Origin of the sequence: Variovorax sp. EBFNA2, assembly GCF_033802765.1 — a bacterium.
GTDB lineage: Bacteria > Pseudomonadota > Gammaproteobacteria > Burkholderiales > Burkholderiaceae_C > Variovorax > Variovorax paradoxus_H.
Genome location: NZ_CP138496.1, coordinates 4,043,720 through 4,069,072 on the forward strand (window position 1 = coordinate 4,043,720; position 25,353 = coordinate 4,069,072).

22 protein-coding genes and 1 riboswitch are annotated in these 25,353 nt (G+C 69.3%); of the genes, 8 read left to right on the forward strand and 14 right to left on the reverse strand.

The window, feature by feature from the left end:
- Positions 1-155 precede the first annotated feature (155 nt).
- The 3 genes from RZE79_RS19150 to RZE79_RS19160 are packed head-to-tail and all read right to left on the reverse strand — an operon-like array spanning position 156 to position 1,790.
- Positions 156-491: an SMR family transporter gene (locus RZE79_RS19150; RefSeq protein ID WP_319355994.1), complete on the reverse strand. Its 336-nt coding sequence runs from the start codon at positions 489-491 to the stop codon at positions 156-158.
- A gap of 34 nt (positions 492-525) precedes the next feature.
- Positions 526-1,050, reverse strand: a complete 525-nt coding sequence (locus RZE79_RS19155) for a cupin domain-containing protein (protein WP_319355996.1) — start codon at positions 1,048-1,050, stop codon at positions 526-528.
- Positions 1,047-1,790, reverse strand: a complete 744-nt coding sequence (locus tag RZE79_RS19160; RefSeq protein WP_319355998.1) for an NAD(P)-dependent oxidoreductase — start codon at positions 1,788-1,790, stop codon at positions 1,047-1,049. The genes RZE79_RS19155 and RZE79_RS19160 overlap by 4 nt, the downstream gene beginning before the upstream one ends.
- 96 nt (positions 1,791-1,886) lie before the next feature.
- On the opposite strand from RZE79_RS19160, the gene RZE79_RS19165 reads away from it, so the two are divergent.
- Positions 1,887-3,308 carry a PLP-dependent aminotransferase family protein gene (locus RZE79_RS19165; protein ID WP_319356000.1) on the forward strand — a complete coding sequence of 474 codons (1,422 nt, stop codon included), beginning with the start codon at positions 1,887-1,889 and terminating at the stop codon, positions 3,306-3,308.
- A 3-nt stretch (positions 3,309-3,311) separates the two neighbouring features.
- Here the strand turns inward: RZE79_RS19165 and RZE79_RS19170 are convergent, their stop codons facing one another.
- Positions 3,312-4,124: an ankyrin repeat domain-containing protein gene (locus RZE79_RS19170; protein ID WP_319356002.1), complete on the reverse strand. Its 813-nt coding sequence runs from the start codon at positions 4,122-4,124 to the stop codon at positions 3,312-3,314.
- A gap of 339 nt (positions 4,125-4,463) precedes the next feature.
- Between RZE79_RS19170 and RZE79_RS19175 the strand changes: the two genes are divergently transcribed.
- Genes RZE79_RS19175 through RZE79_RS19195 form a run of 5 tightly spaced genes read left to right on the forward strand, consistent with a single transcriptional unit; the run spans position 4,464 to position 8,801 of the window.
- Entirely contained in the window at positions 4,464-5,564 is a 1,101-nt protein-coding gene (locus tag RZE79_RS19175; protein ID WP_319356003.1) for an N-acetyltransferase, read from the forward strand.
- Positions 5,561-6,412, forward strand: a complete 852-nt coding sequence (locus RZE79_RS19180) for a PA4780 family RIO1-like protein kinase (protein WP_153283587.1) — start codon at positions 5,561-5,563, stop codon at positions 6,410-6,412. The genes RZE79_RS19175 and RZE79_RS19180 overlap by 4 nt, the downstream gene beginning before the upstream one ends.
- A 22-nt stretch (positions 6,413-6,434) precedes the next feature.
- The gene (locus RZE79_RS19185) at positions 6,435-7,361 is read left to right on the forward strand and encodes a helical backbone metal receptor (protein WP_319356006.1); all 927 of its coding nucleotides are present in this window, start codon (positions 6,435-6,437) and stop codon (positions 7,359-7,361) included.
- Positions 7,362-7,377: 16 nt separating this feature from the next.
- Positions 7,378-8,250, forward strand: coding sequence for an N-acetyltransferase (locus RZE79_RS19190; RefSeq protein ID WP_319356007.1), 873 nt, complete (start codon positions 7,378-7,380; stop codon positions 8,248-8,250).
- The gene (locus tag RZE79_RS19195) at positions 8,247-8,801 is read left to right on the forward strand and encodes an SET domain-containing protein-lysine N-methyltransferase (protein WP_319356009.1); all 555 of its coding nucleotides are present in this window, start codon (positions 8,247-8,249) and stop codon (positions 8,799-8,801) included. The genes RZE79_RS19190 and RZE79_RS19195 overlap by 4 nt, the downstream gene beginning before the upstream one ends.
- Positions 8,802-8,822: 21 nt before the next feature.
- On the opposite strand, the gene RZE79_RS19200 is transcribed toward RZE79_RS19195, so the two are convergent.
- The 8 genes from RZE79_RS19200 to RZE79_RS19235 all read right to left on the reverse strand — a co-directional run bounded on the left by RZE79_RS19200 (position 8,823) and on the right by RZE79_RS19235 (position 19,615).
- Positions 8,823-9,077, reverse strand: a complete 255-nt coding sequence (locus tag RZE79_RS19200; RefSeq protein ID WP_319356011.1) for a DUF1090 family protein — start codon at positions 9,075-9,077, stop codon at positions 8,823-8,825.
- Positions 9,078-9,252: 175 nt separating this feature from the next.
- Positions 9,253-9,750 carry a VWA domain-containing protein gene (locus RZE79_RS19205; protein WP_319356012.1) on the reverse strand — a complete coding sequence of 166 codons (498 nt, stop codon included), beginning with the start codon at positions 9,748-9,750 and terminating at the stop codon, positions 9,253-9,255.
- Positions 9,751-9,890: 140 nt separating this feature from the next.
- Positions 9,891-10,943 carry an ATP-binding protein gene (locus RZE79_RS19210; RefSeq protein WP_319356014.1) on the reverse strand — a complete coding sequence of 351 codons (1,053 nt, stop codon included), beginning with the start codon at positions 10,941-10,943 and terminating at the stop codon, positions 9,891-9,893.
- Positions 10,940-14,752 (reverse strand): cobaltochelatase subunit CobN, encoded by a 3,813-nt coding sequence (gene cobN, locus RZE79_RS19215; protein WP_319356015.1) that lies wholly within the window; start codon positions 14,750-14,752, stop codon positions 10,940-10,942. Before cobN ends, RZE79_RS19210 begins: the two co-directional genes overlap by 4 nt.
- A 7-nt stretch (positions 14,753-14,759) precedes the next feature.
- Positions 14,760-15,827, reverse strand: coding sequence for a cobalamin biosynthesis protein CobW (gene cobW / locus RZE79_RS19220; protein WP_319356017.1), 1,068 nt, complete (start codon positions 15,825-15,827; stop codon positions 14,760-14,762).
- 81 nt (positions 15,828-15,908) lie between these two features.
- Positions 15,909-16,586 (reverse strand): energy-coupling factor ABC transporter permease, encoded by a 678-nt coding sequence (locus tag RZE79_RS19225; protein WP_319356019.1) that lies wholly within the window; start codon positions 16,584-16,586, stop codon positions 15,909-15,911.
- Positions 16,587-16,723: 137 nt separating this feature from the next.
- The gene (locus RZE79_RS19230; RefSeq protein ID WP_319356020.1) at positions 16,724-18,892 is read right to left on the reverse strand and encodes a TonB-dependent receptor; all 2,169 of its coding nucleotides are present in this window, start codon (positions 18,890-18,892) and stop codon (positions 16,724-16,726) included.
- A gap of 129 nt (positions 18,893-19,021) precedes the next feature.
- Positions 19,022-19,313: riboswitch (cobalamin riboswitch) on the reverse strand.
- 68 nt (positions 19,314-19,381) lie between these two features.
- Positions 19,382-19,615, reverse strand: coding sequence for a hypothetical protein (locus RZE79_RS19235; RefSeq protein ID WP_153283576.1), 234 nt, complete (start codon positions 19,613-19,615; stop codon positions 19,382-19,384).
- A gap of 155 nt (positions 19,616-19,770) precedes the next feature.
- Between RZE79_RS19235 and RZE79_RS19240 the strand changes: the two genes are divergently transcribed.
- Positions 19,771-20,178, forward strand: coding sequence for a hypothetical protein (locus RZE79_RS19240; RefSeq protein ID WP_319356023.1), 408 nt, complete (start codon positions 19,771-19,773; stop codon positions 20,176-20,178).
- Positions 20,179-20,194: 16 nt separating this feature from the next.
- Here RZE79_RS19240 and ybaL read toward each other — a convergent pair whose 3' ends face one another.
- Positions 20,195-21,898, reverse strand: a complete 1,704-nt coding sequence (ybaL, locus tag RZE79_RS19245) for a YbaL family putative K(+) efflux transporter (RefSeq protein WP_319356025.1) — start codon at positions 21,896-21,898, stop codon at positions 20,195-20,197.
- 185 nt (positions 21,899-22,083) lie between these two features.
- Between ybaL and katG the strand changes: the two genes are divergently transcribed.
- Positions 22,084-24,345, forward strand: a complete 2,262-nt coding sequence (gene katG, locus RZE79_RS19250; RefSeq protein ID WP_319356027.1) for a catalase/peroxidase HPI — start codon at positions 22,084-22,086, stop codon at positions 24,343-24,345.
- Between the two features lie 175 nt (positions 24,346-24,520).
- Here katG and phbB read toward each other — a convergent pair whose 3' ends face one another.
- Positions 24,521-25,258, reverse strand: coding sequence for an acetoacetyl-CoA reductase (gene phbB / locus RZE79_RS19255; RefSeq protein WP_013542260.1), 738 nt, complete (start codon positions 25,256-25,258; stop codon positions 24,521-24,523).
- Positions 25,259-25,353: the final 95 nt, after the last annotated feature.

Genomic DNA, 25,353 nt, shown 5'->3' on the forward strand with positions numbered 1-25,353 from the left:
GCCAACTCGCTCGGGGCCTGTTCATCCGGATCTGCTTGGGGGCCGGTCCGTGAGATGAATTGTGCGGCGATATCTAGGTAAAAACCCGCGGCAAAAGGAACCACGGCGTTCCCGAAACGGAAACAATGCGGCGCGCCGGAGCCTCAACCCCCAGGTCAGTGCCCCACCGACTTCGAGAACACGTTGACCACCACCACGCCCGCGATAATCAGCCCCAGCCCGAGGATGGCCGGTGCGTCGAGCGTCTGGCCGAACCAGAGCCAGCTCACCACCGAAATCAGCACGATGCCCACGCCCGACCAGATCGCGTAGGCGATACCGGTGGGCAGCACACGCAGCGCGAGCGAGAGAAAGTAGAACGACACCGCGTAGCCCACCACCGTGGCCACACTGGGCCAGAGTTTCGTGAAGCTGTCCGAGGCCTTGAGAAAGCTGGTCGCGAGCACTTCGACGACGATCGCGACAGCGAGGTAGGCATAGGTCAAGGTCATCGCCGGACTTTAATCGCGCGCGATGCGAGGCCGATCAGGGCGGCAGCAGCAGCGGTCCGCAGTTGGTGTCGGTGACGAACACCGCCATCAGCTTCGCGGGCTTCACCGGGTCGGGGTTCTCCGCGAACATGTGCAGCGTGTTGGGCGGCTCGAAGAAGGTCTCTCCGCTCTGGAAGGTGCCCACGGGGCCGCCGCCCAGTTGCGAGCGGATGGTGCCTTCGAGAATGATCGCCGTCACCGAGCCCGGATGCCGATGCGCCGGCGAATAGGCCAGCGGCGGAAAGTCGACCAGCACCGTCGTCACCGACTTGCCGGGCACATTCGGCAGTGCCTCGCACGACAGCACCTTGACCTGCGTGGCCGGCCGCGCCGTCGCTTCCGAGCCCGCGGGCACCGGCGCGGACGCGAACATTGGCCGCGCCACCGAACTGCACACATCGGAGAACCACTGCACGGCCTCCTGCTGGCCCGTGCGCGGCATCAGCGCCCAACTGGCGGCGAGCACCAGCGACAGCCCAGCAAGGATCGACGGTGTGTGAGACAGACGCACGGCCTTCATGACGCCACCTCCTGCGACCGCCGCAGCGCCGCATGCCAGCCCAGCTCGCGCTTGGCCTTCTCGCTGCTGACCTCGGGGCTGCCCTCTGCAATGTTGAAGACGCCGCCGCGCGCATGCCGCATCGCGAGCAACGCGGCCCAGGCCGCGGCCTCGACATGCACCGGGCTCGCGCCCTTGGGTGCCGCATTCGACGTGCCGGGCCCATAGAGTTGCCCATAGCGCAGCACCGTTCCCGTGAGCCCGACGGCACCGCGCACGCTGCGCTCCAGCGCCACCACGCCGTCGATGCTGATGCGGCGACCGCCTTCGGCCCCGAGGTCGAGCGGATCCGCTTCGGTGTGCGGCGTCGGTCCGGGTGCATAGGCCCAGGCGATGCTCTGCGCAATCACCTGCTTCGCACCGGCCGCCAGCGCCGCCGCGACGAGGTGCCGCGTGCCCTCGATGCGCACACGCGCATTGCGCACCACCGCCTCGGCCATGAGCGCCGGGTTCAGGTCCTGCGGCAAATCGGTGAGCTGGTGGATGACGACCGTGGGCGCGATGCGCACCAACGCGTCGCGCAAGGCCTGCGCGTCGAACACATCGACGACGACCGGTGTCACACCGCGCGCCTCCAGTACCGCCGCGCGATCGGCACGGCGGGTGCCGCCGTACACCGCGTGGCCGGCCTCGATCAACAGCGGGATCAGCGCGGAGCCCACGGCCCCGGTCGCGCCCGCCACGAATACCTTCTCGCCCATGGCGTGTCCTTCTTTCCTGCTGGCTGTTCGAAGCCACGAGCTTAGGATTTCGATGCACCAGACGAAAGAACCAAGAATCGTCAGAATTACTGGGCCATGATCAACCCACCAAGCAATGCCCTCCCCGGCATCGACCGCTCGACGTTGACCCCGCTGCACCGCCAGGTCTACGAGCGCTTTCGCACGGCGATCGAGCGCGGCGTGCTCCGCCCCGGCGACCGCGTGGCGTCGGCACGCAGCCTGGCGGGCGAACTGGGCGTGGCGCGCGGCACGGTCGAGGCGGCCTACAGCCAGCTCGCGGGCGAAGGCTATTTTTCTGCTCAGGGGCAGGCGGGCACGGTGGTGTCGCCGTCGCTGCCGGTGCAGCGCGCCGTGCGCGCCGGCTCGCGCCCCGTCGTCGAGGGGCCTGCACTGGCCGGACCGATCGCCCCGCCCCCGCTGCAACTCGGCATCCCTGCACTCGATGCCTTTCCGCGCAAGCTCTGGGCGCGCCTGGTCGCCCGCCGCGCGCGCGCCATGGGTGCGGCCGACCTGTTCTATGGCGACCCCGCGGGCTACGCGCCGCTGCGCGAGACCATCGCGGCCTACCTGCTGGTGTCGCGCGGCGTGGCTTGCCAGCCCGCGCAGGTCTTCGTCACCGGCGGCTACCGCGCGTCGCTCGCGCTCGTGGCGCGCACGCTGCTCGCGAAGGACGATCGCGTGTGGACCGAAGACCCCGGCTTCGCCCCCACACACGACGTGCTGCGCAGCGCCGGCCAGCGCGTGGTGCCCGTGCCGGTGGACGACGAAGGGCTGGTCGTCGCGCGGGGCGTGCGCCACTTGCCGAAGGCGCGCATGGCGATCGTCACGCCCTCGCACCAGGCGCCGCTGGGCGTGTCGATGTCGCTGGCGCGCCGGCTGCAGCTGCTCGAATGGGCCTCGCGCGCCAAGGCCTGGATCGTCGAAGACGACTACGACGGCGAGTACCGCTACGCCGGCGCGCCGCTGCCCGCGCTCAAGAGCCTCGACGGGCACGACCGCGTGCTGTACGCGGGCAGCTTCTCGAAGGTGCTGTATCCCGGGCTGGCGCTGGGCTACCTGGTGGTGCCCGAATCGCTGCGTGCGCGCTTCGAGGAGGCGGCGCGCATCGCCTCCAACGGCTGCCCGCAGATCACGCAGGCCACGGTGGCTGACTTCATGCGTGACGGGCATTTCTCGCGCCACCTGAAGAAGATGCGCCTGCTCTATGCGCGCCGACGCGCCCTGCTGGTCGAGGCATTGCAGAAGGCTTTCGGCGACGGCGTGCGCATCGATCTGCAGGCTGGCGGCATGCATCTGATTGCGCGCTTCGATGCGCGCACCGAGAGCGACCTCGTGCTGGCCCGTCGCGCGCAAGAGGCCGGCCTGAACTGCCAGCCGCTGTCGGCCCGGGGGACAGCGGCCTTCGACGGCCAAGGACTGCTGATGGGTTTCACCAACGTTGCCACGCCGACCCAGGCGCGACAGCTCGCCACGCGGTTGCGCGCGGCGTTGGGCTGAGGCTCAGGCGCGCAGATCGACTTCAGGCCGCATCGACGACGCGCCGTTCCAGCGCACCTCGAAGCCCGCGTTGCGGAACTCGCCGACCACGAGTTCGCCGACGCGCTGCATGTCGGCATCGCCGCCTTCGGGCGCGCCCCAGAACGCGAGCGAGAGCTGGCTCGTGCGCTTGGCGCGGTTCTGGTCCTGCCGTGTGTAGAAGCAGAAGCCGTGCACGCCGGCCTTCTTGCCGCCGCGCTCGCGGAACGCTTCGGAGCAATCGGAGAAGCCATCGGACTGCGTGTCGCCCGCATCCTGCAGTGCGACCAGGCCAGCTTGCGTCAGCGCGTCGAACACCTCGGCGATGCGCGCTTCGGCCGCGCGCCACTGCGCGGTGCTCATCTTCACCGGGTCGGGTTCGGGCGGCGGCGGCTCGGGCAGCGCGTGGCCGGTGATGCGCGACAGCAACTCGGCGACCTCTTCCTCCATCGCGTTCTCCGTGATGTGGTTGCCGTGGCTGTCGCTCACGTCGGGGTTCGCGCCCGCATCGATGAGCAGTTGCACGGGCTCTGTGGTCGGCGAGAACTCGGCCGCGAGGTACAGCGCGGTGCGGCTGTCGGTGCCGGCGTATTCGAGCGGGCTGCCGGCGTCGAGCAGCAGTTGCAGCACGGCAAGGATCGGTTCGAGCTCCGCCTCGTTCGTGCCCATCGCGGCGCACTGCAGTGCGGTGAAGCCTTGCTTGTTGACGGCGGCCAGGTCGGCCCCGGCCTCGATGCACGCGCGCACCGTGTCGACATCGGCTTCGCTCGCCGCGTCGAAGATCTTCTTCGGATTCATGGCATCCCCTGTTGGTTTTTTTGGATTCTGCCGCAGGCGCGCTGCACTTCACAGACCGTGCGAACCTCGCTACATTCGACGCCTCGATCAACAAACCGGACTGGAGGTGCGCGATGGAAGACACTGCTATTCACTCTCCCGCCCCCGTACGGTTTGCCGGGTCGCATCCGAACTGCTGCTGAAGCGCTTTCCGCGCCCCAGGTGCCGCTGAAGGCACCACCAGCCAGCCCGTTCGACCCTCGCGGTGTTCTGCCGCGACACGCCGTCCGATTCAGACAACGCCACGCCGGCACCTAAGTGCCGCGTGCGGTTAGTTCCCTTTTCGAATCAAGGCTCACCATGCTTGAAACCCGTGCCGCCGATGCGCGGCAGTTCACGACTTTTTCTTTCGATCCGCAGCAGGCGTCCGCTGAAGAATGGACGCAGGCGCTGGCCTACTGGCGCCAGCGCCACGACGAAGACTTTCCGGGCGAGCCGCAGCCCGCAGACGCCCACACCCAGCAGAACGTGCAACAGCACACGCCGCTGCACGTGGTGCATCGCGTGCTCGCGCGAGACGCGCAGGGGCGCATCGTCGGCAGCCTCAACATGGGCGTGCGCCGCGAAGGCTCGCCCGACTACGCGACCTTCGCGCCTTTCATCGACGTGTGGGGCGGCGTGCTGCGATCGCACCAGCGCCAGGGCGTGGCCAGCACCTTGCTGCACCGGCTTCTGGCGCTGATGGAGGCCCGCGACCCCACCACCGCGACCTTCAAGGCCCACCTGCCGGAAGGCCGGGCGTTTCTCGCAGCCATCGGTGCGACCGAGAAGCACCGCAGCATCGAGAACCGCATGGCCTTCGACAGCCTCGACTGGGCGGCGCTCGCCCGCTGGCGCGCCGATGCCCTCGCACCCGCGCACGGGCTGCGCCTCGAGATCCACGCCGGCCGCGTGCCCTTCGATCGGTTGGCCACGCTGATGGCGCCGCTGTCCGCGCTGCTCGAAGACGCGCCCACCAGCGCGCTCGAACGCGCGCCGATGCGCTTCGAGCTCGAAGGCTTTCACGCCTGGTACGCCGAAATCGACCGCCGCGGTGGTGAGCACTTTCTCGTGCTGCTGCGCGACGCCAACGACGAGGTGGCCGCCGTGTGCGACGCCAGCTGGAACCAGCTGTACCCCGACCGCATGTTCCAGCGCCTCACCGGGGTTGCCCGCCATTGGCGTGGCAAGGGCCTGGCCAAGGGCGTGAAGGCGATCATGTTGCAGCTCGTGCGCGAGCGGCACCCCGAGGTGGTGATGGCCGTCACCACCAACGCAGAGGCCAACGCGCCCATGCTCGCCATCAACCGCCGGCTCGGCTTCGCCGCGCACAGGCATGATGCGGTCTACCAGATCGGCACGGAAAGCCTGAGGGCCTTCCTCTCGACCCACCCCCTGGCTGTGCCGGAGGCGCACGCATGAAGACACCCCCCAGACTGCAATCCCTCGTCGACGAGGGCCTGATCGACAGCGTCGTGCGCCAGCTCATGAGCGGCAAGGAAGCCATGGTCTACGTCGTGCGCTGCGGCGACGAAACCCGCTGCGCCAAGATCTACAAGGAAGCCGACAAGCGCAGCTTCCGCCAGGCCGTCGACTACACCGAGAACCGCCGCGTGAAGAACACGCGCGAAGCGCGCGCCATGGCCAAGGGCACGAAGTTCGGCCGCCAGGTCACCGAGGCCATCTGGCAGAGCGCCGAGGTCGATGCGCTCTACCGCCTCGCCGCGGCCGGCGTGCGCGTGCCCACGCCGCACAACTTTCTCGAAGGCGTGCTGCTGATGGACCTGGTGACCGACGCCCATGGCGACGCCGCCCCGCGCCTGAACGACGTGGCCTTCTCGCCCGAAGACGCGCTGCTGCACCACGCCAGCCTGCTCAAGGAAGTGATGCGCATGCTCTGCGCGGGCATCGTGCACGGCGACCTGTCGGAGTTCAACGTGCTGCTGGCCGAAGACGGCCCGGTCATCATCGATCTGCCGCAGGCGGTCGACGCAGCCGGCAACAACCACGCCAAGCGCATGCTGCTGCGCGACGTGGAGAACCTGCGCAACTTCTTCGGACAGTACGCGCCCGCGCTGCTGAAGACGCACTACGGCGACGAGATCTGGCAGCTCTACGAGCGCGGCCTGCTGCGGCCGGAAACCGAGCTCACGGGCACCTTCGTGCGCGAGACCGGCCCCGTGGATCTCAGCAATGTGCTGCGCGAGGTGGACGACGCGCGTGCGGAAGAAGCGGCGCGGCTGCTGCGGATGCAGACGCCGCGACAATAGCGGGCTGCTTCCGCCCGCCCCGATGACTTCCCACGCCCTGCCCCAGCGCCAACCCTTTTCAACCGCCGCCCGCCACATCGCCCGGGCCGCGGCCTTCGTGGCACTGGGCCTGGGCCCGGCGGCGCACGCGGGCACCATCCGCCTGGAAGACGACCGCGGCCGCGTGCTCGAGCTGCAGGCGCCCGCCAAACGCATCGTCTCGCTGATGCCCTCGCTCACCGAAACGGTCTGCGCGCTCGACGCCTGCGACCGGCTCGTGGGCATCGACCGCCACGCCAACTGGCCGGCGGCGGTGAAGGGCCTGCCGCAGGTGGGCGGCATGGACGACGCGAACATCGAGCGCATCGTCGCGCTCAAGCCCGACCTCGTGCTGCTGCGCCCGCGCAGCCGCGCCGCCGAGACGCTGGAGCGCCTGGGCATCAAGGTGCTGGCGCTCGACGCCAAGACCCATGCCGACATGCGCCGCGTGATGGAAACGGTGGCCCGCGCCACCGGCAAGCCGGGGGCGGGCGAGGCCTTCTGGCGCACCCTCGATACCCGCCTGAACGCAGCCCGCGCCCGCGTGCCGCTGAACTGGCAGGGGCGGCGCGTGTACTTCGAGGTGCATGGCGGCGTGGCGGCGGCGAGCGAAAGCTCCTTCATCGGCGAGACGCTGGCGCGCCTGGGCCTGGCCAATGCGGTGCCGGGCTCGCTCGGCCCCTTCCCCAAGATGAACCCCGAGTTCGTGGTGCGCGCCAACCCCGACGTGCTGATGGTCTCGGCCCTCGGCGAAATCTCGGCCATGGCTTCGCGGCCCGGCTGGTCGGCCATGTCGGCCATCCAGCGCGGACGCGTCTGCAGCTTTGCCTCGGCGCGCTTCGACCTGATGATGCGGCCCGGCCCGCGGCTCGACGAGGCGGCCGATGCCATCGTGAATTGCCTTGCGTCGCTGGATGCGCCGCGCAACTGACTTGCCCATCCACCCCATGAACCTCGACATCGTTCCCGCCGCCCACTTCGGCACCGACGAACTCACCGCGCTCTGGAACCGTTCCTACGAGGACTACTTCGTGCCGATCGCGTTCGACCGCGCGATGTTCGAGCGCCATGTGCGGCGCGCCGAAGCCGACCTCGCACTCTCGCGCGTGATCGTCGTCGATGGCGACGCCTGCGGCCTCTCGCTCGTCGGCCGGCGCGGGCCGCGTGCCTATCTCGCGGGCTTCGGCATCGCGAGCGCGCAGCGGCGCCGGGGGCTGGCCAAGCAGCTCATCGAGGCGCAGCTGCGCGACCTGTCGGCGGCCGGCATCGCGCAGGTGCAGCTCGAAGTCATCGAACAGAACCCGGCGCGGCAGCTTTATGAGCAGGCGGGTTTCGTTGAAGTTCGCACGCTCGAGGTGCTCGAAGGCAGCTTCGAATCTCCCGCCAATGCCGCGAACCCGACGACGCCCGACACCGGCACGCTCGCCGCTGTGCATGCGGCCTGCACCGCCCTCTCGCGCCCGACCTGGCGCCGCGAGTGGCCGACCGTGCAAGGTGCGCTGGCGCACGACGGTGCCCTCGCGCTGGGGACCGCAACGGGCGGCTACGCCGTCCTTCTGCCCACACCGCTGCCGCTGAACACGCTGCTCGATGCCGCCGCGCCCGACGAGGCCTCGGCCCATGCGCTGCTCGACGCGCTCGCCCAGGCGCGCCCCGGCGCACGCTGGCGGCTGGTCGACGAGCCCGAGGGCAGCCCGATGCACCGCGCGCTGACCGCACGCGGCGCCACGCTTGTCATCCGCCAGATCGAGATGACCGCGACACTCCAGCCCACCTCTTCCGATTCCTCTTCCGACTCCTCGCGCCCCGTCCGTTCATGAAGCCCCACAAGCGAACCTCGTCCACCCCGTTCATCCGCGTGGGCCCCAGCGGCGTGCACGGCCTCGGCGCCTTCGCCACGCGCGACCTGCCGGCCGAAGCCTTCCTCGGCCTCTACGAAGGCCGCCGCTACACCAAGCAGGAAGTCGCGGCCAAGGTCTGGGACGACCAGCTCACCTACCTGTTCACGTTGACGACCGGCGAAACCATCGACGGCGCCAAGGGCGGCAACGCCACGCGCCACCTCAACCATTCCTGCGAGCCGAACTGCGAAGCAGTCGAGGAGTTCGACGAGGCGGGCGAGATGGTGCTGCGGTTCCAGACGATGGAGGCGGTGGAGGCCGGCGACGAACTGTTCATCGACTACTCGCTCACGGCGGACGACGGCTCGCCACCCTCGAAGTACCCCTGCCACTGCGGCTCGCCGAACTGCCGCGGGACGATGCTGGCGCCGGTGGAGGCTGTGGCGGAGAAAGACGGGTCGGCCACCGCGACCGATGTGGCGCCGGCCGTTTCAGACCCGCGCAGGCCGCTCAACGAGCTGCCCTGGTGACGCCGCCTCAGTCGCCCAGGCTCAGGGCGACTCGCTCTTCACGCTGCGCAGTTGCGCCTCGGCGCGTTCGAGTTCGGTGCGCAGCGTGCGGATCTCTTGTTCCAGCTTCTCGATGCGCGCTTCGCGGCTCAGCGGCGCCAGCGCCTGGCAGCGAAGCTGCAGCGCGCTCAGGGTGTCGGCCAGCTCGCGCCGGCGCAGCATCTGGCCGCGCGAACGGGCCAGGGCCATGTCGCGCTCGAGCACCGCTTCTTGCGCCACGCAGTTTTCGGCATTCAACGGCTGTGCGGGGGGTTCGGCTTGTGCAGAGGCGATGGGCATTGCCAGGGTCAACGCAAGGGCCAGGAGACGGGGTTTCGGACGCATGCCGTACGGTACCTGAACTCCCCGACGGAACAGGCCTTCACCCCTTCAGATCGCAGCCGTTCCGGTCGGCCAAGGTCGCACCTGTGATTCAGGCGCTGAGGTAGCGCGCATCCCACTGCGCCGCCAATTGCCGGGCCCGGTGCAGCGGCGTGCGGGCGCGCTCGAAGTCCATCACGCAGGCGACGTCCGCCGCCGCGGGGCGCGTGGGGCTTTCGTTGCTGCGGCCGTCGGTCAGCAGCCAGAGCCAGCGCTGGCGGGTCTCGTGCTTCGCCAGCAGTTGCTGCGCGCGTTGCACGCCCAGCGCCAACGGCGTGCCGCCGCCAGCCGCGATGGGCGCGACCCAGTCGTCGTTCCAGGCGCTCGCACGGCGCGGCGGCAAGCGCAGCTCGACCACGTCGCCGGCAAAGCACAGCAACGCCACCTGGTCGCGCCGCTGGTAGGCCTCCTGCATCAGCGCGAGCAGCTGACCCTTGGCGCGCGCCAGCTGGCCGTCGTGGCGCATCGAAGCCGAGCAGTCGAGCAGGAAGCAGTGCAGCGTGCCGCTGCGCGCCTCTTGTGGGCGATGGCGCAGGTGCGCGGCGCTCAATCGATCGGCGCCGCGCGCGACGAGCGTGCGCGGCCAGTCGAAGGCGGTGCCGGGCGCGGCGGCGCCGTGCCATGCGTCCCGTTGCGTGCCCTGCCTCCGGTCACCCTGGCGTGCGCCAGCGGGTGCGGCGTCCCGGAGGCTCAGGCTTTTTTTGGGACGGCCTGCTGAGTGGAGATCAGCGGACGCAGCGGCTTCACGCGCTCGATGCCGACGGGCTCGGGCGGCATGGCGCCCCAGTCGCCGTCGCCCGCACCGCGCGCGGGTGCATCTGCCGGGTTGCGGCCAGGCGATGGCATCGGGGGTTCCGCCGCCGCCTCGGCCGCTGGATGGCGCCTATGCAGCAGCACCGCCTCGGCGACGCGCTGCACATGGTCATCAGTGATCGATGCCGCACCTTCCCACGCCGCGAGCGCGCGTGCGGACCGCAGCATCACGAGGTCGGCACGCAGGCCGTCCACGCCGGCCGCGATGCACAGCGCGCCGACGGCTTCGTGCACCGCATCGCCATACGACAGTGCCGCAGCGTCTGACACAAGGCCGCGCGCACGCGCCAGCGCAGCAGCGAGCGCAGCTTCTTCATCCGCATGCGCCGCACGAAAGCCCTGCGGATCGGCATCGAAAGCCAGCCGTGCCCGCACGATGGCCTGCCGCTCGGCCGCATCCTGCAGGTTGCGCAGCCGCACGCACAGGCCGAAGCGGTCGAGCAGCTGCGGTCGCAAGGTGCCCTCTTCCGGGTTCATGGTGCCGACCAGCACGAAGCGCGCGGCATGCCGGTGCGAGATGCCGTCGCGCTCCACCACGTTGACGCCGCTGGCCGCCGCATCGAGCAGCGAGTCGATCAACGCGTCGGGTAGCAGGTTGATTTCATCGACGTACAGCACGCCGCCGTGCGCGCGCGCCAGCAGGCCCGGCGCGAACCTGAGTTCGTGGCCGGCCAGCGCCTGCCCGAGGTCGAGCGTGCCCACGAGGCTTTCGAGGCTCGCGCCCAGCGGCAACGTGACGAAGGGCGCGCCGGGCAGCAGCTCGGCCAGCGCGCGCGCGGCCGTGGTCTTGGCGGTGCCGCGCGGACCTTCGATGAGCACGCCGCCCAGCGCGGGATCGACCGCGGCCAGCAGCAGCGCCTGGCGCAGCTGCGGCTGGCCGGCAATCGCGGCAAAAGGGAACGGCACCGGCATCGGGGCGGCTGTGGTCATCGGGGGCTTCCTTCCATCTGCTGCTCGTGGTCGAGCAACAGGTTTTCCAATTGGTTCTTGTAGTCGCCGGGCGACTGCCAGAGGCCGCGCTGCATGGCTTCGAGCAAGCGGTTGAGCATGTCCTGCAGCGCGCGCGGATTGTGCGCGGTCACGAAGTCGCGGGTGGCCTCGTCGAGCACGTAGGCGTCGGCCACCATCGCGTACTGGTGGTCGCCCACCACGCGCGCGGTGGCGTCGAAGCCGAAGAGGTAGTCAACCGTGGCGGCCATCTCGAAGGCGCCCTTGTAGCCGTGGCGCTTCACGCCGTCGATCCACTTGGGGTTGACCACGCGCGAACGGATCACGCGGCTGATTTCTTCCTTCAGCGTGCGCACGCGCGGCGCCTGCGGGTTGCCGTGGTCGCCGTGGTACATCGCCGGTTGCTGTCCGCTCAGGTGGCGCACGGCGGCGGCCATGCCGCCCTGGAACTGGTAGTAGTCGTTGGAGTCGAGCAGGTCGTGCTCGCGGCTGTCCTGGTTCTGCAGCACGACGTTCATCGTGCGCAGTCGGCGCACCAGCGCATCGCCCGCAGGCACGCCGTCGCTGCCCTGCCCGTAGGCGTGGGCGCTGCCGCCGACGTAGGCCCTCGACAGGTCGTCGTCGGTCTGCCAATCGCCGTGGTCGAACAGCGGCTGCAGCCCCGAGCCGTAGCTGCCGGGCGCGGAGCCGAACACGCGCCAGCCGGCCTGCATGCGCGCCTCACCGGGCGCCACGCCCTGCGCTTCGAGCGCCGCGGCCTCGCGCAGGATGCGTGCGCGGATCGGGTTGCGCTCGGCGTCTTCGTCTTCCTGCGCGGCCACGGCCTGCACGGCGGCGTCGAACATCTGCACGGCGTTGGGAAAGGCATCGCGGAAGAAACCCGAGATGCGCAGCGTGACGTCGATGCGCGGACGCCCGATGCCGACCGTGGGCAGCACCTCGAAATCGACCACGCGCTGGCTGCCCGGCGCCCACTTGGGGCGCACGCCGATGAGCGCGAAGGCCTGCGCCAGATCGTCGCCGCCGGTGCGCATGGTGGCGGTGCCCCACACCGACAGGCCCAGCGCGACCGGGTAGTCGCCGTGCTCCTGCAGATGGCGTTCGACCAGCTGCGCGGCGGATTTGAGCCCCAGCATCCAGGCCGTGGGCGTGGGGATGGCGCGCGTGTCGACCGCGTAGAAGTTGCGCCCGGTCGGCAACACGTCGGGCCGACCGCGCGAAGGCGATCCGCTCGGGCCCGGCGGCACGAAGCGGCCTTGCAGTGCACGCGACAGCTGACGCAGTTCTTCCCCGCCGCACGCATCGAGCGCGGGTGCGAGGTGGCGTTCGATGCGACCCATCACGGCAGCGGTGCGCGGCAGATCGGGCGGACAGGCTTCCGCTTCGAGCAGCTGCTGGGCCAGCAGCTCCAGCCGCTCGCGGGTGTCGCCCTGGTGGCGCCACGCCTCGTCGCTCACGGCCGCCAGCAGCGCGGGCCGCGCGCCCTGCCAGGGCTTCGCCGCGTCGATGTCGAGCGGGTCGAAGGCTTCGCCCGGCAACAGGTCGGCCGCGAGCGCGCCGAGCAGCCCGGCGTTCTCGCCCGCGCCGTCGCCGGCCGGGTAGCGCGCGAGCGCGAGCAGCGTGTCGCGCCGCAGCCGCGCGCGCGGCGAGTCGCCGAACACATGCAGGCCGTCGCGGATCTGGGTTTCTTTCAGCTCGCACAGGTACGCATCGACGCGCGCGAGCACGGCATCGTCTTCCGCGCCCGGCATGCCCAGTTCTTCGACGAGGTGCTGAGCGCGCACGGTCGTAAGGATCTGAGCGCGCAGCACCTTGGCGCGGCGCGCGTCGACCAGCAGCGCGTCGTAGTACTCGTCGACCTGCCGCTCCAGGTCCTGCAGTGGGCCGTGGTTCTCGGCGCGCGTGAGCGGCGGCATCAGGTGGTCGACGATCACGGCCTGCGTGCGGCGCTTGGCCTGCGCGCCCTCGCCGGGGTCGTTGACGATGAAGGGATACACGTTGGGCAGCGGCCCGAGGATCGCGTCGGGCCAGCAGGTGGCCGACAGCGCCAGGCTCTTGCCCGGCAGCCATTCGAGATTGCCGTGCTTGCCGACGTGGACGACCGCGTCGATGGCGAACACATCGCGCAGCCAGAAGTAGAACGCGAGATAACTGTGCGGCGGCACCAGCTCGGCGTCGTGGTAACTCGCGTAGTCGGCCAGGCCCAGTGGCCCGAGCGCACGCGCCGGCTGGATGCCCACGAACACGCGACCCAGCCGCAGCCCGGCGATCATGAAGCGGCCTTGGCGCAGCATCGGGTCGTGCTCGGGCGGGCCCCATTGCGCTTCGATGGCGGCGGCCATGCCCTCGGGCAGCGCCGCGAGTCGAGTGCGGTAGTCGGCGAGCGCGTAGCTCTGCCACGCGGGCCGCGCGGCCCATTGGGCGGAGTCGTTGGCGATGCCTTCCTGCAGCGTGCGCATCAGCGCGTCGCCGTTCGCGGGCAGTGCGTCGAGCGTGTAGCCCTCGGCCTGCATCGTGCGCAGGATGGCCATCACCGAGGCCGGTGTGTCCAGCCCCACGCCGCTGCCGATGCGGCCTTCGCTGCCGGGGTAGTTCGCCAGGATCAGCGCGACGCGCTTCTCGTCGGCGCGCAGGCTGCGCAGCCGGCACCAGCGACGCGCCAGCTCGGCCACGAAGGCGATGCGATCAGGCTCGGGCCGGTAGCCCACCACCTCGGTCTGCGTGAGTTCGCAGCGGTGCGACAGGCCCTTGAAGCTCACGGCGCGCGTGATGATGCGGCCGTCCATCTCGGGCAGGGCGATCTGCATCGCGATGTCGCGCGGGCGCAGGCCCTGGCTGTCAGCCAGCCAATCTTCGCGGTTGCCGCCGCTCACGATCACCTGCAGCACGGGCGCATCGCCGGCCAGCGCCGGGGGCTCACCGCTCTCGTCCGAAGCGCCCTGCCCCAACGCAGCGAACGCCGTGGTGTTGAGCACCAGCTGCACGTCGTGCGCGATGCACAACGCGCGCAGTGCGGAGAGGCACAGCGGGTCTTTCAGCGAATCGAGCGCCACGGGCAGCGGGTTCAGTCCTTCGGCATGCAACGCGACGGCCAGCGCATCGAAGGCCTCGGTGTTGCCCGACAGCAGGTGCGAGCGATAGAACACCAGCGCCACCACGGGCGCATCCGCATGCCAGCCGGCCCGCAGGTCGTCGATGCCCACAACCGTGTGCGTCGCGTCGATGCCACCGGGCACATGCAGCGCCACCTGCGGCAGGCTGCGCGGCGGCAACGGCGCCTCGCCATGGCCCAGGCCATGGAAGGCCACCGCGCGCAGGAACTGCGCCGCGTTGCCCGCGCCGCCCGAGCGCAGGTACTGCCAGAGCTGCCGGCTCACGCCGCGCGCCGCGGTGCCGCGCGCGAGCAGGTCTTCGTCTTCCTGCAGGTCGCCCGAGAACATCGCGAGCTGCTGGCCCTGGCGCTTGGCGAGCTTCTCGAGCTGCTGCAGCCCGTAGGCCCAGGCCGATTCGGCCCCCAGGTGATCGACCACCACCACGCGCGCATGCCGCAGCACCTCGTCGACGTACAGGTCGAGCGACGCCGGCTGGCGCAGGTGCATGAGATTGGCCAGCCGCAGCGACGGGTAGCCGGGGTCGGTGGCCGCCAGCGCCGTGCGCGCGGCGGCGAGCAGCGCGAGCGTGGTGTCGGCCGAGCTGAGCACCACGATGTCGCCCGGCGTCTGGTCGAGCCGGGTGACGACGCTCGGATCGTCCTCGACGAAGCGTCCGGGCTGGGTGCTCAGCAGGTGCATGCGTTGATCAGGCGGGCACGGCGGCCACGCCTTCGAGCGCCGTGCGCAGCGCGGCCTCGTCGAGGTCTTCGCCGATGAACACGAGCCGCGTGCGCTGTGCTTCGCCGTCGCGCCAGCGGCGGTCGAAGTGGTGGTCGAAGCGGCGACCCACACCTTGCACCAGCAGGCGCATCGGCTTGTTCGGCACGGCGACGAAGCCCTTCACGCGGTAGATGGTGTGTTGCTCGACCAGCGTGGTCAGCACGGCGATGAGCTGGTCGCGGTCCACGGGCGGCAGCTCGATCACGATCGAGTCGAACTCGTCGTGGTCGTGGTCTTCCTCGTGGTCGTGGTGGCTCTCGCGCAGGTGGATGGTGCTTTCGGCGGCGCGGCCCTGGCCCAGCAGCAGCGCGAGCGGCAGCTTGCCTTCGGTGGCGCCGACGATCTTCACCTCGGGCGGCAGCTCCTCGCGCACCAGCGCCTCGACCTGCGCGCGCGCGGCGGCGTCCATCAGGTCGGTCTTGTTGAGCACCACGAGGTCGGCGGCCGAGAGCTGGTCTTCGAACAGCTCATGCAGCGGCGACTCGTGGTCGAGGTTGGGGTCGGCGCGGCGTTGCACGTCGACCTGCGCGGGGTTCGCGGCGAACTGGCCCGACGCGGCGGCGGGGCCATCGACCACCGTCACCACCGAATCGACGGTGAAGATGTTCGCGATGTCGGGCCACTGGAAGGCCTGCACCAGCGGCTTGGGCAGCGCCAGGCCCGAGGTTTCGATGATCACCGCATCGATGTCGCCGCGGCGTTCGGCCAGCTGCAGCATCACGGGCAGGAACTCCTCCTGCACGGTGCAGCAGACGCAGCCGTTGGCCAGCTCGTAGAGCGCGCCTTCGCGCTCGTTGCCTTCATCGTCGCAGCCGATGCCGCAACCGCGCAGGATGTCGCCGTCGATGCCGAGTTCGCCGAACTCGTTGACCACCACCGCGATGCGGCGGCCCTCGGCATTGCCGAGGATGTGGCGCAGCAGCGTGGTCTTGCCGCTGCCGAGGAAGCCCGTGACGATGGTGACGGGGATCTTGGCGTTGCTGTTGGATGTCATGGAATGGATGCTTTCAGGCGCCGAGGGCGCACAGGGAACCGGGCGCCGGCGAGCGGCGCCCCCTCTTCAGATGGGCGCGAATCAGACGGCGCTGTACAGGCGGCGCTCGACGAGGGCCGTGCCCTGCAGGCGGCGCCAGGCCTTGGCCGCAGCCAGCACGCCCAGGTCGACCAGCGGCTCGATCAGCACGACGGTCATGTAGGCCGCGCCGAAGCTGGCGATCTGGCTGATGTTCTCGAGGCCGGTGCCGCGGCCGTAGAGCGCCCAGAAGCCGACCCACACCACGATGCCGCCCTGGTAGGCCACCGACAGCTTGAAAGCCTGCTGGTAGCTGATGTCCACATAGGCCATGTTCGCGGGAATGATGCGGCGTGCCAGCGCGGCGGTGGCGAACAGCGGCACGAGCAAGGTCGTGACGTTCATGCCGTACTGGGGCAGATCGGGCGGTGCGAAGAACAGGCTCTGGATGAGCAACCCGCCCGCCAGGCCAATGGCCGCGGGCGCAAGCCCGAACAGGAGCATCAGCGTGGTGCCCAGGATCAGGTGCACCTCGGACACGCCCACGGGATGGTGCGGGAACAGCTCGAAGAAGCAGAACACGAGCATCACGGTGAAGACCGAGCGCAGTGCCAGGCCGATGGGGCCGTCCTTGCGCAGGGTATCGAAGGCGACTTTGCCCGTGTAGGCCAGCGCAGCCGCCCCTGTGGCATAGCTGAGAAAGATCTTGGATCCGTCGACGAGACCGGGTTCGATGTGCATCACGCACCTCCTGTAATGCACCGAAGTGCGAAAGTTGATTGTTGGGGGAGGGACTGGCTTGCGCAAGTCCGCGTCAGTGGAACCACCGCCAGGGCGGCGGTCCTGTGCATCGATCTGCGAACTTCATGGCCGCGCATTCAGAAGCTCACCAGCGCCGACAGCTCGAACGAGCGCGGCCGGCCCAGCAGCCACTGGTTGCCGCCATTCGAGAACGAGACCGGGTATTTGCGGTCGGCCAGATTGAACGCGCGCAGTGCGAGCTTGAGCGACGGGTTCGCCTGCCAGCTCACGCCCGCGTCGGCCACGGTGTACGAACCGATCTGCCGCGTGTTGGCCGCATCGGCCTGCCGCGCGCCGACGTGGCGCACGCCGAACTCGGCCTCCCACTGCGGCAGGAAGCGCCAGTGCAGCCACAGGTTGGCCGCCACCTCGGGCACGCCGGCCGGCGTGTTGCCCGCGCGCGAGACCAGCGACTTGCCGACCGGTTCGTTGAAGTCGTCATAGCGCGCTCGCAGCCGCGCGGCGTTGGCTTCGAGGCGCAGCGTGGAGGTCAGCGCCAGGTCGAGCGTCGCTTCGATGCCTTCGGACGACTGCTTGCCGACCTGCTGCACGACCGTCGGGTCGTTCGCGTCACGCGACAGCAGCTTGTTCTTCTCGATGCGGTAGGCCGCCACGCTCCACGCGCCGCGGCCTTCGGCCAGCTGGCGCTTGTAGCCCACCTCGACCTGCCTGCCGGTGCTGAGTTCGAACGGCACCTGCGTGGCCGACGTGCTGATGAGCCCGGTCAGCGGATCGGCCGCGCGCGCCACCTGCGCATAGAACGACTGCGCGGCGTCGGGCGCGTAGACCACGCCGAGGCGGCCCGTGGCGTATTCGAAGGTCTTGTCCAGGCGCGGGGCGCGGTTCTGCGGATCGGTGCGCACGATCTTCGCGTGGTCCCAACGCAGGCTGCCTACCACCGACCACTGTTCATTGAAGGCCAGCTTGTCTTCGGCGAAGAAGGCGTAGGTGCGGGTCTCCGTCTTGTAGCGCGGCAGGTAGGCCGTGGGCGACACGTAGGAGCCGGGGTTGAACACGAAGGCGTCGACCACCGAGCGCCCGCCGTAGGGCGTGTCGCTCGCATTCAGGAAGTCGATGCGGTTCACGTCGAAGCCGACCAGCACCTGGTTCTTCAGGCCGAACAGCGCATGCCTGAAGGTGGCGTCGGTGCGGTTGCCGATCTGTTCCTGGTCGTGGCCGATCTCCAGGTAGTCGCCGCGCGTCACGCGGTTGGTGGTGGCGCTGTAGGTGTAGGTTTCGCTGTCGCGCCAGTGGCGCTTGCTGTCCAGGCGGTACAGCTGGTTGCGCACGGTGACGGCGTCGTTGGGCGTCCACTGCGCATCGAGGCGGGTCCAGCGGTCGCGGTACTTCACCTCGGCGTCGTCGAGGTTGTAGTTCTGTTCGCGGTTCAGGCGGCTCACGCGGCCGTTGATGAGCGGCACGCCGAAATAGCGCTGCGGCGTCTGGCGGCCCTCGTCGTGCGAGAGCGTGAACTGCAGCTGCGGCGACACGTCGAGCCGCACCGCGCCGCCCACCGCCAGGCTCTCGGCCTCGCCGCGCACCATGAAGCCGTCGGTGCTGCGGTGGCTGATGTCGAAGCGGTACGACAGCCTGTCGTTGACCGCCCCGCCGCTGCCGAAAGCGACCTGGCGCGTGGCGTCGGAGCCCACGGTCACGAGCGCCTCGTTCTGAATCGGGCCGCGCGTGGGTTTCTTGGGCACCACGTTGATCGCGCCGCCGATGGCACCCTCGCCGAACATCACCGAGGCGGCGCCGCGCAGCACCTCGATGCGGTCGGTCGACCAGGTGTCGAACGGAAAGGTGACGGTGCCCGCGCCCACGTACAGGCGCGTGCCGTCGTACAGCTGCATCACCGAGCCATGGCCGTTGAAGCCGCGTGCCGACAGCGACGAGCCGCCGTTGCCCGGCGCGGGCGCGCCCGTGATGCCGGTGGCGCGGCTCGCGGCCTCGACCACCGACACGTCGCCGCGTGCGCGGATCGTGTCGCCGGTGAGCACCTCGATGCTGGCGGGCGTTTCGAGCGGCGTGAGGCCCAGGCGGCTGCCCGTTTGCGTGGGCTCGTCCAGGGCCAGCGGCGTGTGGCGGCTGGCCTCGATCTGCACGGGCGCGAGGCTGGGGCGGCCCGCCGCGTCACCCTCACCCGATTGGGCAATGGCTGGCCCGCATGCGAGACCGAGCCCCAGCGAAAGCGCTGAAAGGCCCGGCAGGCCCGGGCGATCGCGCAAAGGCGGCGATGCCTGATTCATTCGATTTTTCTCCGGCCCGCGTCCCCGCAGGCTCCTGACCGATCAAGGACGAAGCGGGAAAAGAGGCTGGGGGCGGTGCCGTTTCGCGCGAGGGAAAAGCGGCAGGCCCGGACACGCTCTCCCGCAGCGTCCGAAGGCGGTTGCGAAGGCCGGTATCCGGGCTCGCGGAGTGCGTCGGGGTGCACATCGAAATGAATGCACCTGGGCGCCGACACCCTCGCCTTCCCACGCCGAAGCGCAGTGGCTGCCCGGGCGAAAGATCGCCGGGGCCTGAGGGTGTCGATATCCGCTGACCGTTGCGGGGGCAGCGCAGGAATGGAAGCGTCGTTCAAAAAATAGACGCCTCGCACCTGCTTCCCGTTTAACCCCGCCGCCAGTCCTGTGACTGGTCGTGCAGGGCACCTTCGAACCGTGGGGTGTCGGATCACACCGGTGTGAACCAATGTTTCCGACCGCCGGGATTATAGGGAGCGCCTCCCCGTGGCGGCCTCAGACCGGCTTGCCGTCGGGCCCGAACAACCGCCGCAGCACCGCCACGCCGGCCACCAGCGCGTTCGAATAGGTGGCGTAGGGCTGGTGGGCGGCTTCGAGTGGCGCGTACTCATGGGTGATGTCGCCGGGCGAGCCATCGACGGCTTCCATGAGCACCCAATAGAACTCCCCCTCTTCCAGTTCATGGACGGTGAGTGCGATGTCTCTGGACGCAGGCGAAGGCGAAGGCATGACGGCAGCAGGCAAGGAGTGAAAAGAGGAAAGAGCCACCCCTGGAACGAATGAAAGGCGCCAGCGGTTGTCAGTATTCGGGCTTCTCCTACAGAGGCGGCCCGTTGCGACGCCTATGTTAGGAGCAGGGAGCGGCACCAGAAGAAGGACGCAGCATGAAACATTTCACACTTGAACCCAACATGCGCTCGAGCATCGGCGGCGCGTTTTACCCGAGCGGCCATGCCCTGGTGATGTTTCCCAGCGCGGAGGACGCGAACCGCATCGGCCACGGCCTGATCGACAAGGGCATCGTGAGCGGCGACGAGGTCTACCTGCTGCCCGCCGAGACGATCCTGAAAGAGATCACGCCCACCGTTGCGGACTCCGACAACCCCCTGCCCTCCGCCGGCACCGACGGCGCCACCGTGCGCGCCTACACCAAGCTCGCACGCGACGGCCACACGGGCCTCTTGATCCGCACCAAGGACGGCGCGATCACCGAGCGCGTGATGGAAATGGTGCGCACCGTGCCTTATTCGATGGCGCAGCGCTACCGGACGCTGGTGATCGAAGACCTGTAGCCAGGCCCGTCGGCCTTCAGGCCGGCACCGCCATCGCCGCGGCGCGCTGCACCACATCACGGGCCATGGCCTGGGCGAGTTCCTGTTCGCCGAGGAACACCTTCGCGTCGGTTTCGTCGGCCAGCAAGCGCGCTTCCTGCTCGTTGTGGCTGCGCACGACGGTCTGGATGGTCGGGTTCAGCGTGCGGGCGGTTTCGATCATCTGGCGCACGTTCATGGCGTCGGGCGTGGCCACCACGAGCACGCGGGCGCGCGCCACATGCGCCTGGATCAGCACGGCCGGGTCGGCGGCGTCGCCCCACACGGCGGGAACGCCGGCCTCGCGCAGCTTCTCGACCAGTTCGCGGTTCTGCTCGGCCACCACGTAGGGGATGTCGTTGGTCTCGAGCTCGGCGGCGATGCGCCGGCCCACGCGGCCGTAGCCGACCAGCACGACCTGGCGCGACAGGTACCTGGCCTCGGTGGTCATCGGCAGCTCGGCCAGCGGGTCGCTGCGCATGTCGAGTTCGCGCGCGAACTTCGAATGCGCGTGCAGCCATTTCTGCAGCGGCGCGATGAGGCTGAACCACAGCGGGTTGGTGGCAATGGAGATCAGCGCGCCGGCCAGCACCAGGCTCTGCCCTTCCACCGGCAGCAGGCCGAGCATCACGCCCAGCCCCGCGAGGATGAACGAGAACTCGCCGATCTGCGCCAGGCTCGCGCTCACCGTGAGCGCCGTGGCCAGTGGGTAGCGGAACACCAGCACCAGCGCGCAGGCCGCGAGCGACTTGCCCAGCACGATGACGAGCACCACGGCCAGCACCTGCAGCGGGCGGTCCACCAGCACCGACGGGTCGAACAGCATGCCGACCGACACGAAGAACAGCACGGCGAACGCGTCGCGCAGCGGCAGCGATTCCTGCGCCGCGCGGTGGCTGAACTGCGACTCGCGCATCACCATGCCGGCGAAGAAGGCGCCCAGCGCGAACGACACGCCGAACAGCGCCGCCGAGGCAAAGGCGATGCTCACGGCCGCCGCCACGACGCACAGCGTGAACAACTCGCGCGAGCCGGTGCGCGTGACCTGCCAGAGGATCCACGGGAACACGCGCCGCCCGACCACGAGCATCAGCAGCACGAAGCCGCCGACCTGCAGCAGCGTGAGGCCCAGCGTCTGCCAGACCGGCGCGCCGTTGCTGTCGGCACTGGTGCCGCCGAGCGCGCCCGCCAGCGGCGGCAGCAGCACGAGCACCAGCACCATCGCGAGGTCTTCGACCACCAGCCAGCCGACGGCGATGCGGCCCGTGAACGAATCGAGGATGCCCAGGCTTTCCAGCGCGCGCAGCAGCACCACCGTGCTCGCCACCGACAGCGCCAGCCCGAACACCAGCGCCGCGCCCCAGCTCCAGCCCCACCACACGGCCAAGCCGCCGCCGAGCAGCGTGGCAACGACGATCTGCGCGATGGCGCCGGGCAGCGCGATCTTGCGCACCGCGAGCAGGTCGGCCAGCGAGAAATGAAGGCCCACGCCGAACATCAGCAGCATCACGCCGATCTCGGCCAGCTGCGCGGCAATGCCCGCGTCGGCCACGAAGCCCGGCGTGAACGGGCCAATGATCACGCCCGCCAGCAGGTAGCCCACCAGCGCCGGCAGCCGCAGCCGCGCCGCGAGAAAGCCGAACACCAGCGCCAACCCCAGGCCGGCGGCAATCGTGTTGATGAGCGAGACGCTGTGGGGCATCGGTCCATTTTGCAGGAACGACCCCCAACCTTTGAAGCCCGCAGGCTTTCGCGCGGCCCGCGCCTACACCCTTTTGCCACTCGCGCCGCCTATCGCAAGCATTTAGCAGTTCTATGTGCGCCGACATCTTTCTCACTGAGAATTTGAGCGGTCCCCCGTCACACCCTCACACAGGAGCCTCCCCCATGAGCAACGAGAAGAAGACCGAAGCGAAGTGCCCGTTCAGCCAGGCCACCGGCGCCGGCACCACGAGCCGCGACTGGTGGCCCGAGCAGCTGCGCCTCGACCTGCTGCACCAGCACTCCGCCAAATCCGATCCGCTGGGCACCGGCTTCGACTACGCCAAGGCCTTCCAGAGCCTGGACCTCGCCGCGGTGAAGCAAGACCTCGCCGCGCTCATGACCGATTCGCAAGACTGGTGGCCGGCCGACTTCGGCCACTATGGCCCGCTCTTCGTGCGCATGGCCTGGCACAGCGCCGGCACCTACCGCATCGGCGACGGCCGCGGCGGCGCCGGCCGGGGCCAGCAGCGCTTCGCGCCGCTCAACAGCTGGCCCGACAACGTGAGCCTGGACAAGGCGCGCCGCCTGCTCTGGCCGATCAAGCAAAAATACGGCCAGAAGATCTCGTGGGCCGACCTGCTGATCCTCACCGGCAACGTCGCGCTCGAAACCATGGGCTTCAAGACCTTCGGCTTCGCCGGTGGCCGCGCCGACGTGTGGGAACCCGACCAGGACGTGTACTGGGGCCGCGAGAAGACCTGGCTCGGCGGCGACGTGCGCTACGCACAGGGCTCGCCCGGCGTCGAGAAAGACCGCGGCGTGCTCGTCAAGGACGACGACAGCAAGGTGCCGCACACCCGCGACCTGGAGAACCCGCTGGCCGCCGTGCAGATGGGCCTGATCTACGTGAACCCCGAAGGTCCGGACGGCAACCCCGACCCGATCGCCGCGGCGTGCGACATCCGCGACACCTTCGCCCGCATGGCCATGGACGACGAGGAAACCGTGGCGCTCATCGCCGGCGGCCACACCTTCGGCAAGACCCACGGCGCGGCCCCAGCCTCGCACGTCGGGCCCGAGGCCGAAGCGGCCGGCCTCGAAGACCAGGGCTTCGGCTGGAAGAACAGCTTCGGCACCGGCAAGGGCGGCGACACCATCACCAGCGGCCTCGAAGTGACCTGGACCACCACGCCGACGAAGTGGAGCAACAACTTCTTCGAGAACCTGTTCGGCTACGAGTGGGAGCTGACCAAGAGCCCCGCCGGCGCGCACCAGTGGGTCGCCAAGGGCGGCGCCGGTGCAGGCACCATTCCCGACGCGCACGACGCCACCAAGCGCCACGCGCCGACCATGCTCACCACCGACCTGTCGCTGCGCCTGGACCCGGCCTACGAAAAAATCTCGCGCCGCTTCCTCGCCAACCCCGACCAGTTCGCCGACGCCTTCGCGCGCGCCTGGTTCAAGCTCACGCACCGCGACATGGGCCCGCGCGCCCGCTACCTCGGGCCCGAGGTGCCGGCCGAAGAACTCGTCTGGCAAGACCCGATTCCGGCCGTCGACCATCCGCTGGTCGATGCCGCAGACGTCGCCGCGCTGACGAAGAAAGTGCTGGCCTCGGGCCTCACGCCCGCGCAGCTGGTGTCGACGGCCTGGGCCTCGGCCTCCACCTTCCGCGGCTCCGACATGCGCGGCGGTGCCAACGGCGCCCGCGTGCGGCTGGCGCCCCAGAAGGACTGGGCCGTCAACCAGCCCGAGCAACTCGCGCAGGTGCTGACGGTGCTCGAAGGCATCCGTGGCGAATTCAACGCAGCGCAGGCCGGCGGCAAGCAGATCTCGCTGGCCGACCTGATCGTGCTGGCCGGCGGCGCAGGTGTCGAACAGGCTGCGCGCAACGGCGGCCGTGAGGTGAAGGTGCCCTTCTCGCCGGGCCGCGCCGATGCCTCGCAGGAACAGACCGACGTGTCGTCGTTCGAACCCCTGGAGCCCGCGGCCGATGGCTTCCGCAACTACCTGAAGGGCCGCTACAGCGTGCCCGGCGAAGCGCTGCTGATCGACAAGGCGCAGCTGCTCACGCTCACCGCGCCCGAGATGACCGTGCTGGTCGGCGGCCTGCGCGTGCTCGACACCAACGTCGGCCAGACCCGCCACGGCGTCTTCACGAAGACGCCCGGCACGCTGAGCAACGACTACTTCGTCAACCTGCTCGACATGGGCACGGAGTGGAAGGCGGTGTCGGACACCAAGGAAGAATACGAAGGCCGCGACCGCAAGACCGGCGAACTCAAGTGGACCGGTACGCGCGTCGACCTCGTGTTCGGCTCCAACGCGCAGCTGCGCGCCATTGCCGAGGTCTACGGCGCTTCCGACAGCCAGCAGAAGTTCCTCGATGACTTCGTGGCCGCCTGGACCAAGGTGATGAACCTGGACCGGTTCGATCTGGCTTGAAGCGTGCGCCTTCGGGCGCTTTCACGGCGGTCGGGGGCTTTCGCCTCCGACCGCCGTTTGACTTGTTGCGCCATCTTCGACTCGGGTGCTTTCGATGGTTGAAATGGTTGTGGCTTCGGCCCCAATGAAAAAACCCGCCGAAGCGGGTTTTGTTTTCAGGGTGCGGCGCGCATGCTCAGTGCATGTGGAGGCCGCCGTTGACCGAGAAGTCGGCGCCGGTGCTGTAGCCGCCTTCATCGGTGGCGAGCCACGAAATGATGGAAGCGATTTCGCTCGGCTCGCCCAGGCGCTTGACCGGAATGGTCGCCACGATCTTGTCGAGCACTTCCTGGCGGATGGCCTTGACCATGTCGGTGCCGATGTAGCCCGGGCTCACGGTGTTCACGGTGACGCCCTTGTTGGCCAGCTCCTGCGCCAGCGCCATCGTGAAGCCGTGCATGCCGGCCTTGGCGGCCGAGTAGTTGGTCTGGCCCGCCTGGCCCTTGGCGCCATTCACAGAGCTGATGTTGATGATGCGGCCCCAGCCCTTTTCGACCATGTCGCCCACCACCTGCTTGGTGACGTTGAACATGCTGTTGAGGTTGGTCTCGATGACCGCGCTCCAGTCTTCCGGCGTCATCTTGAGGAACATGCGGTCCCGCGTGATGCCGGCGTTGTTGACGAGCACGTCAATCGGCCCGTGGGCCGCCTTGGCGGCGGAAAAAGCCTCGACGGTGGATTGCCAGTCGCCGACATTGCCGACCGACGCATGGAACTCGAAGCCTTCGGCTTTCTGTTCGGCCAGCCATTTGGCATGGTCGCGCGTGGGGCCGCAACCTGCGACCACGGTGAACCCGTCCCTGTGCAGACGCTGGCAGATGGCTGTTCCGATGCCACCCATGCCTCCGGTGACATATGCAACTTTCTTGCTCATGAGATTTCCTTGATTGAAGCTAGCAAAAAGCCTGAACGGCCGCCTTCACTCTAGCCATTTTCAGGCCACACAACCCTGAGGGAGAACACTGAGCC

Bases quoted from the DNA above. Each gene is read 5' to 3' on its own strand.
- RZE79_RS19150 (WP_319355994.1), bottom strand. From the start codon at position 491: ATGACCTTGACCTATGCCTACCTCGCTGTCGCGATCGTCGTCGAAGTG.
- RZE79_RS19155 (WP_319355996.1), bottom strand. From the start codon at position 1,050: ATGAAGGCCGTGCGTCTGTCTCACACACCGTCGATCCTTGCTGGGCTG.
- RZE79_RS19160 (WP_319355998.1), bottom strand. From the start codon at position 1,790: ATGGGCGAGAAGGTATTCGTGGCGGGCGCGACCGGGGCCGTGGGCTCC.
- RZE79_RS19165 (WP_319356000.1), top strand. From the start codon at position 1,887: ATGATCAACCCACCAAGCAATGCCCTCCCCGGCATCGACCGCTCGACG.
- RZE79_RS19170 (WP_319356002.1), bottom strand. From the start codon at position 4,124: ATGAATCCGAAGAAGATCTTCGACGCGGCGAGCGAAGCCGATGTCGAC.
- RZE79_RS19175 (WP_319356003.1), top strand. From the start codon at position 4,464: ATGCTTGAAACCCGTGCCGCCGATGCGCGGCAGTTCACGACTTTTTCT.
- RZE79_RS19180 (WP_153283587.1), top strand. From the start codon at position 5,561: ATGAAGACACCCCCCAGACTGCAATCCCTCGTCGACGAGGGCCTGATC.
- RZE79_RS19185 (WP_319356006.1), top strand. From the start codon at position 6,435: ATGACTTCCCACGCCCTGCCCCAGCGCCAACCCTTTTCAACCGCCGCC.
- RZE79_RS19190 (WP_319356007.1), top strand. From the start codon at position 7,378: ATGAACCTCGACATCGTTCCCGCCGCCCACTTCGGCACCGACGAACTC.
- RZE79_RS19195 (WP_319356009.1), top strand. From the start codon at position 8,247: ATGAAGCCCCACAAGCGAACCTCGTCCACCCCGTTCATCCGCGTGGGC.
- RZE79_RS19210 (WP_319356014.1), bottom strand. From the start codon at position 10,943: ATGACCACAGCCGCCCCGATGCCGGTGCCGTTCCCTTTTGCCGCGATT.
- cobN (WP_319356015.1), bottom strand. From the start codon at position 14,752: ATGCACCTGCTGAGCACCCAGCCCGGACGCTTCGTCGAGGACGATCCG.
- cobW (WP_319356017.1), bottom strand. From the start codon at position 15,827: ATGACATCCAACAGCAACGCCAAGATCCCCGTCACCATCGTCACGGGC.
- RZE79_RS19225 (WP_319356019.1), bottom strand. From the start codon at position 16,586: ATGCACATCGAACCCGGTCTCGTCGACGGATCCAAGATCTTTCTCAGC.
- RZE79_RS19230 (WP_319356020.1), bottom strand. From the start codon at position 18,892: ATGAATCAGGCATCGCCGCCTTTGCGCGATCGCCCGGGCCTGCCGGGC.
- RZE79_RS19235 (WP_153283576.1), bottom strand. From the start codon at position 19,615: ATGCCTTCGCCTTCGCCTGCGTCCAGAGACATCGCACTCACCGTCCAT.
- RZE79_RS19240 (WP_319356023.1), top strand. From the start codon at position 19,771: ATGAAACATTTCACACTTGAACCCAACATGCGCTCGAGCATCGGCGGC.
- ybaL (WP_319356025.1), bottom strand. From the start codon at position 21,898: ATGCCCCACAGCGTCTCGCTCATCAACACGATTGCCGCCGGCCTGGGG.
- katG (WP_319356027.1), top strand. From the start codon at position 22,084: ATGAGCAACGAGAAGAAGACCGAAGCGAAGTGCCCGTTCAGCCAGGCC.
- phbB (WP_013542260.1), bottom strand. From the start codon at position 25,258: ATGAGCAAGAAAGTTGCATATGTCACCGGAGGCATGGGTGGCATCGGA.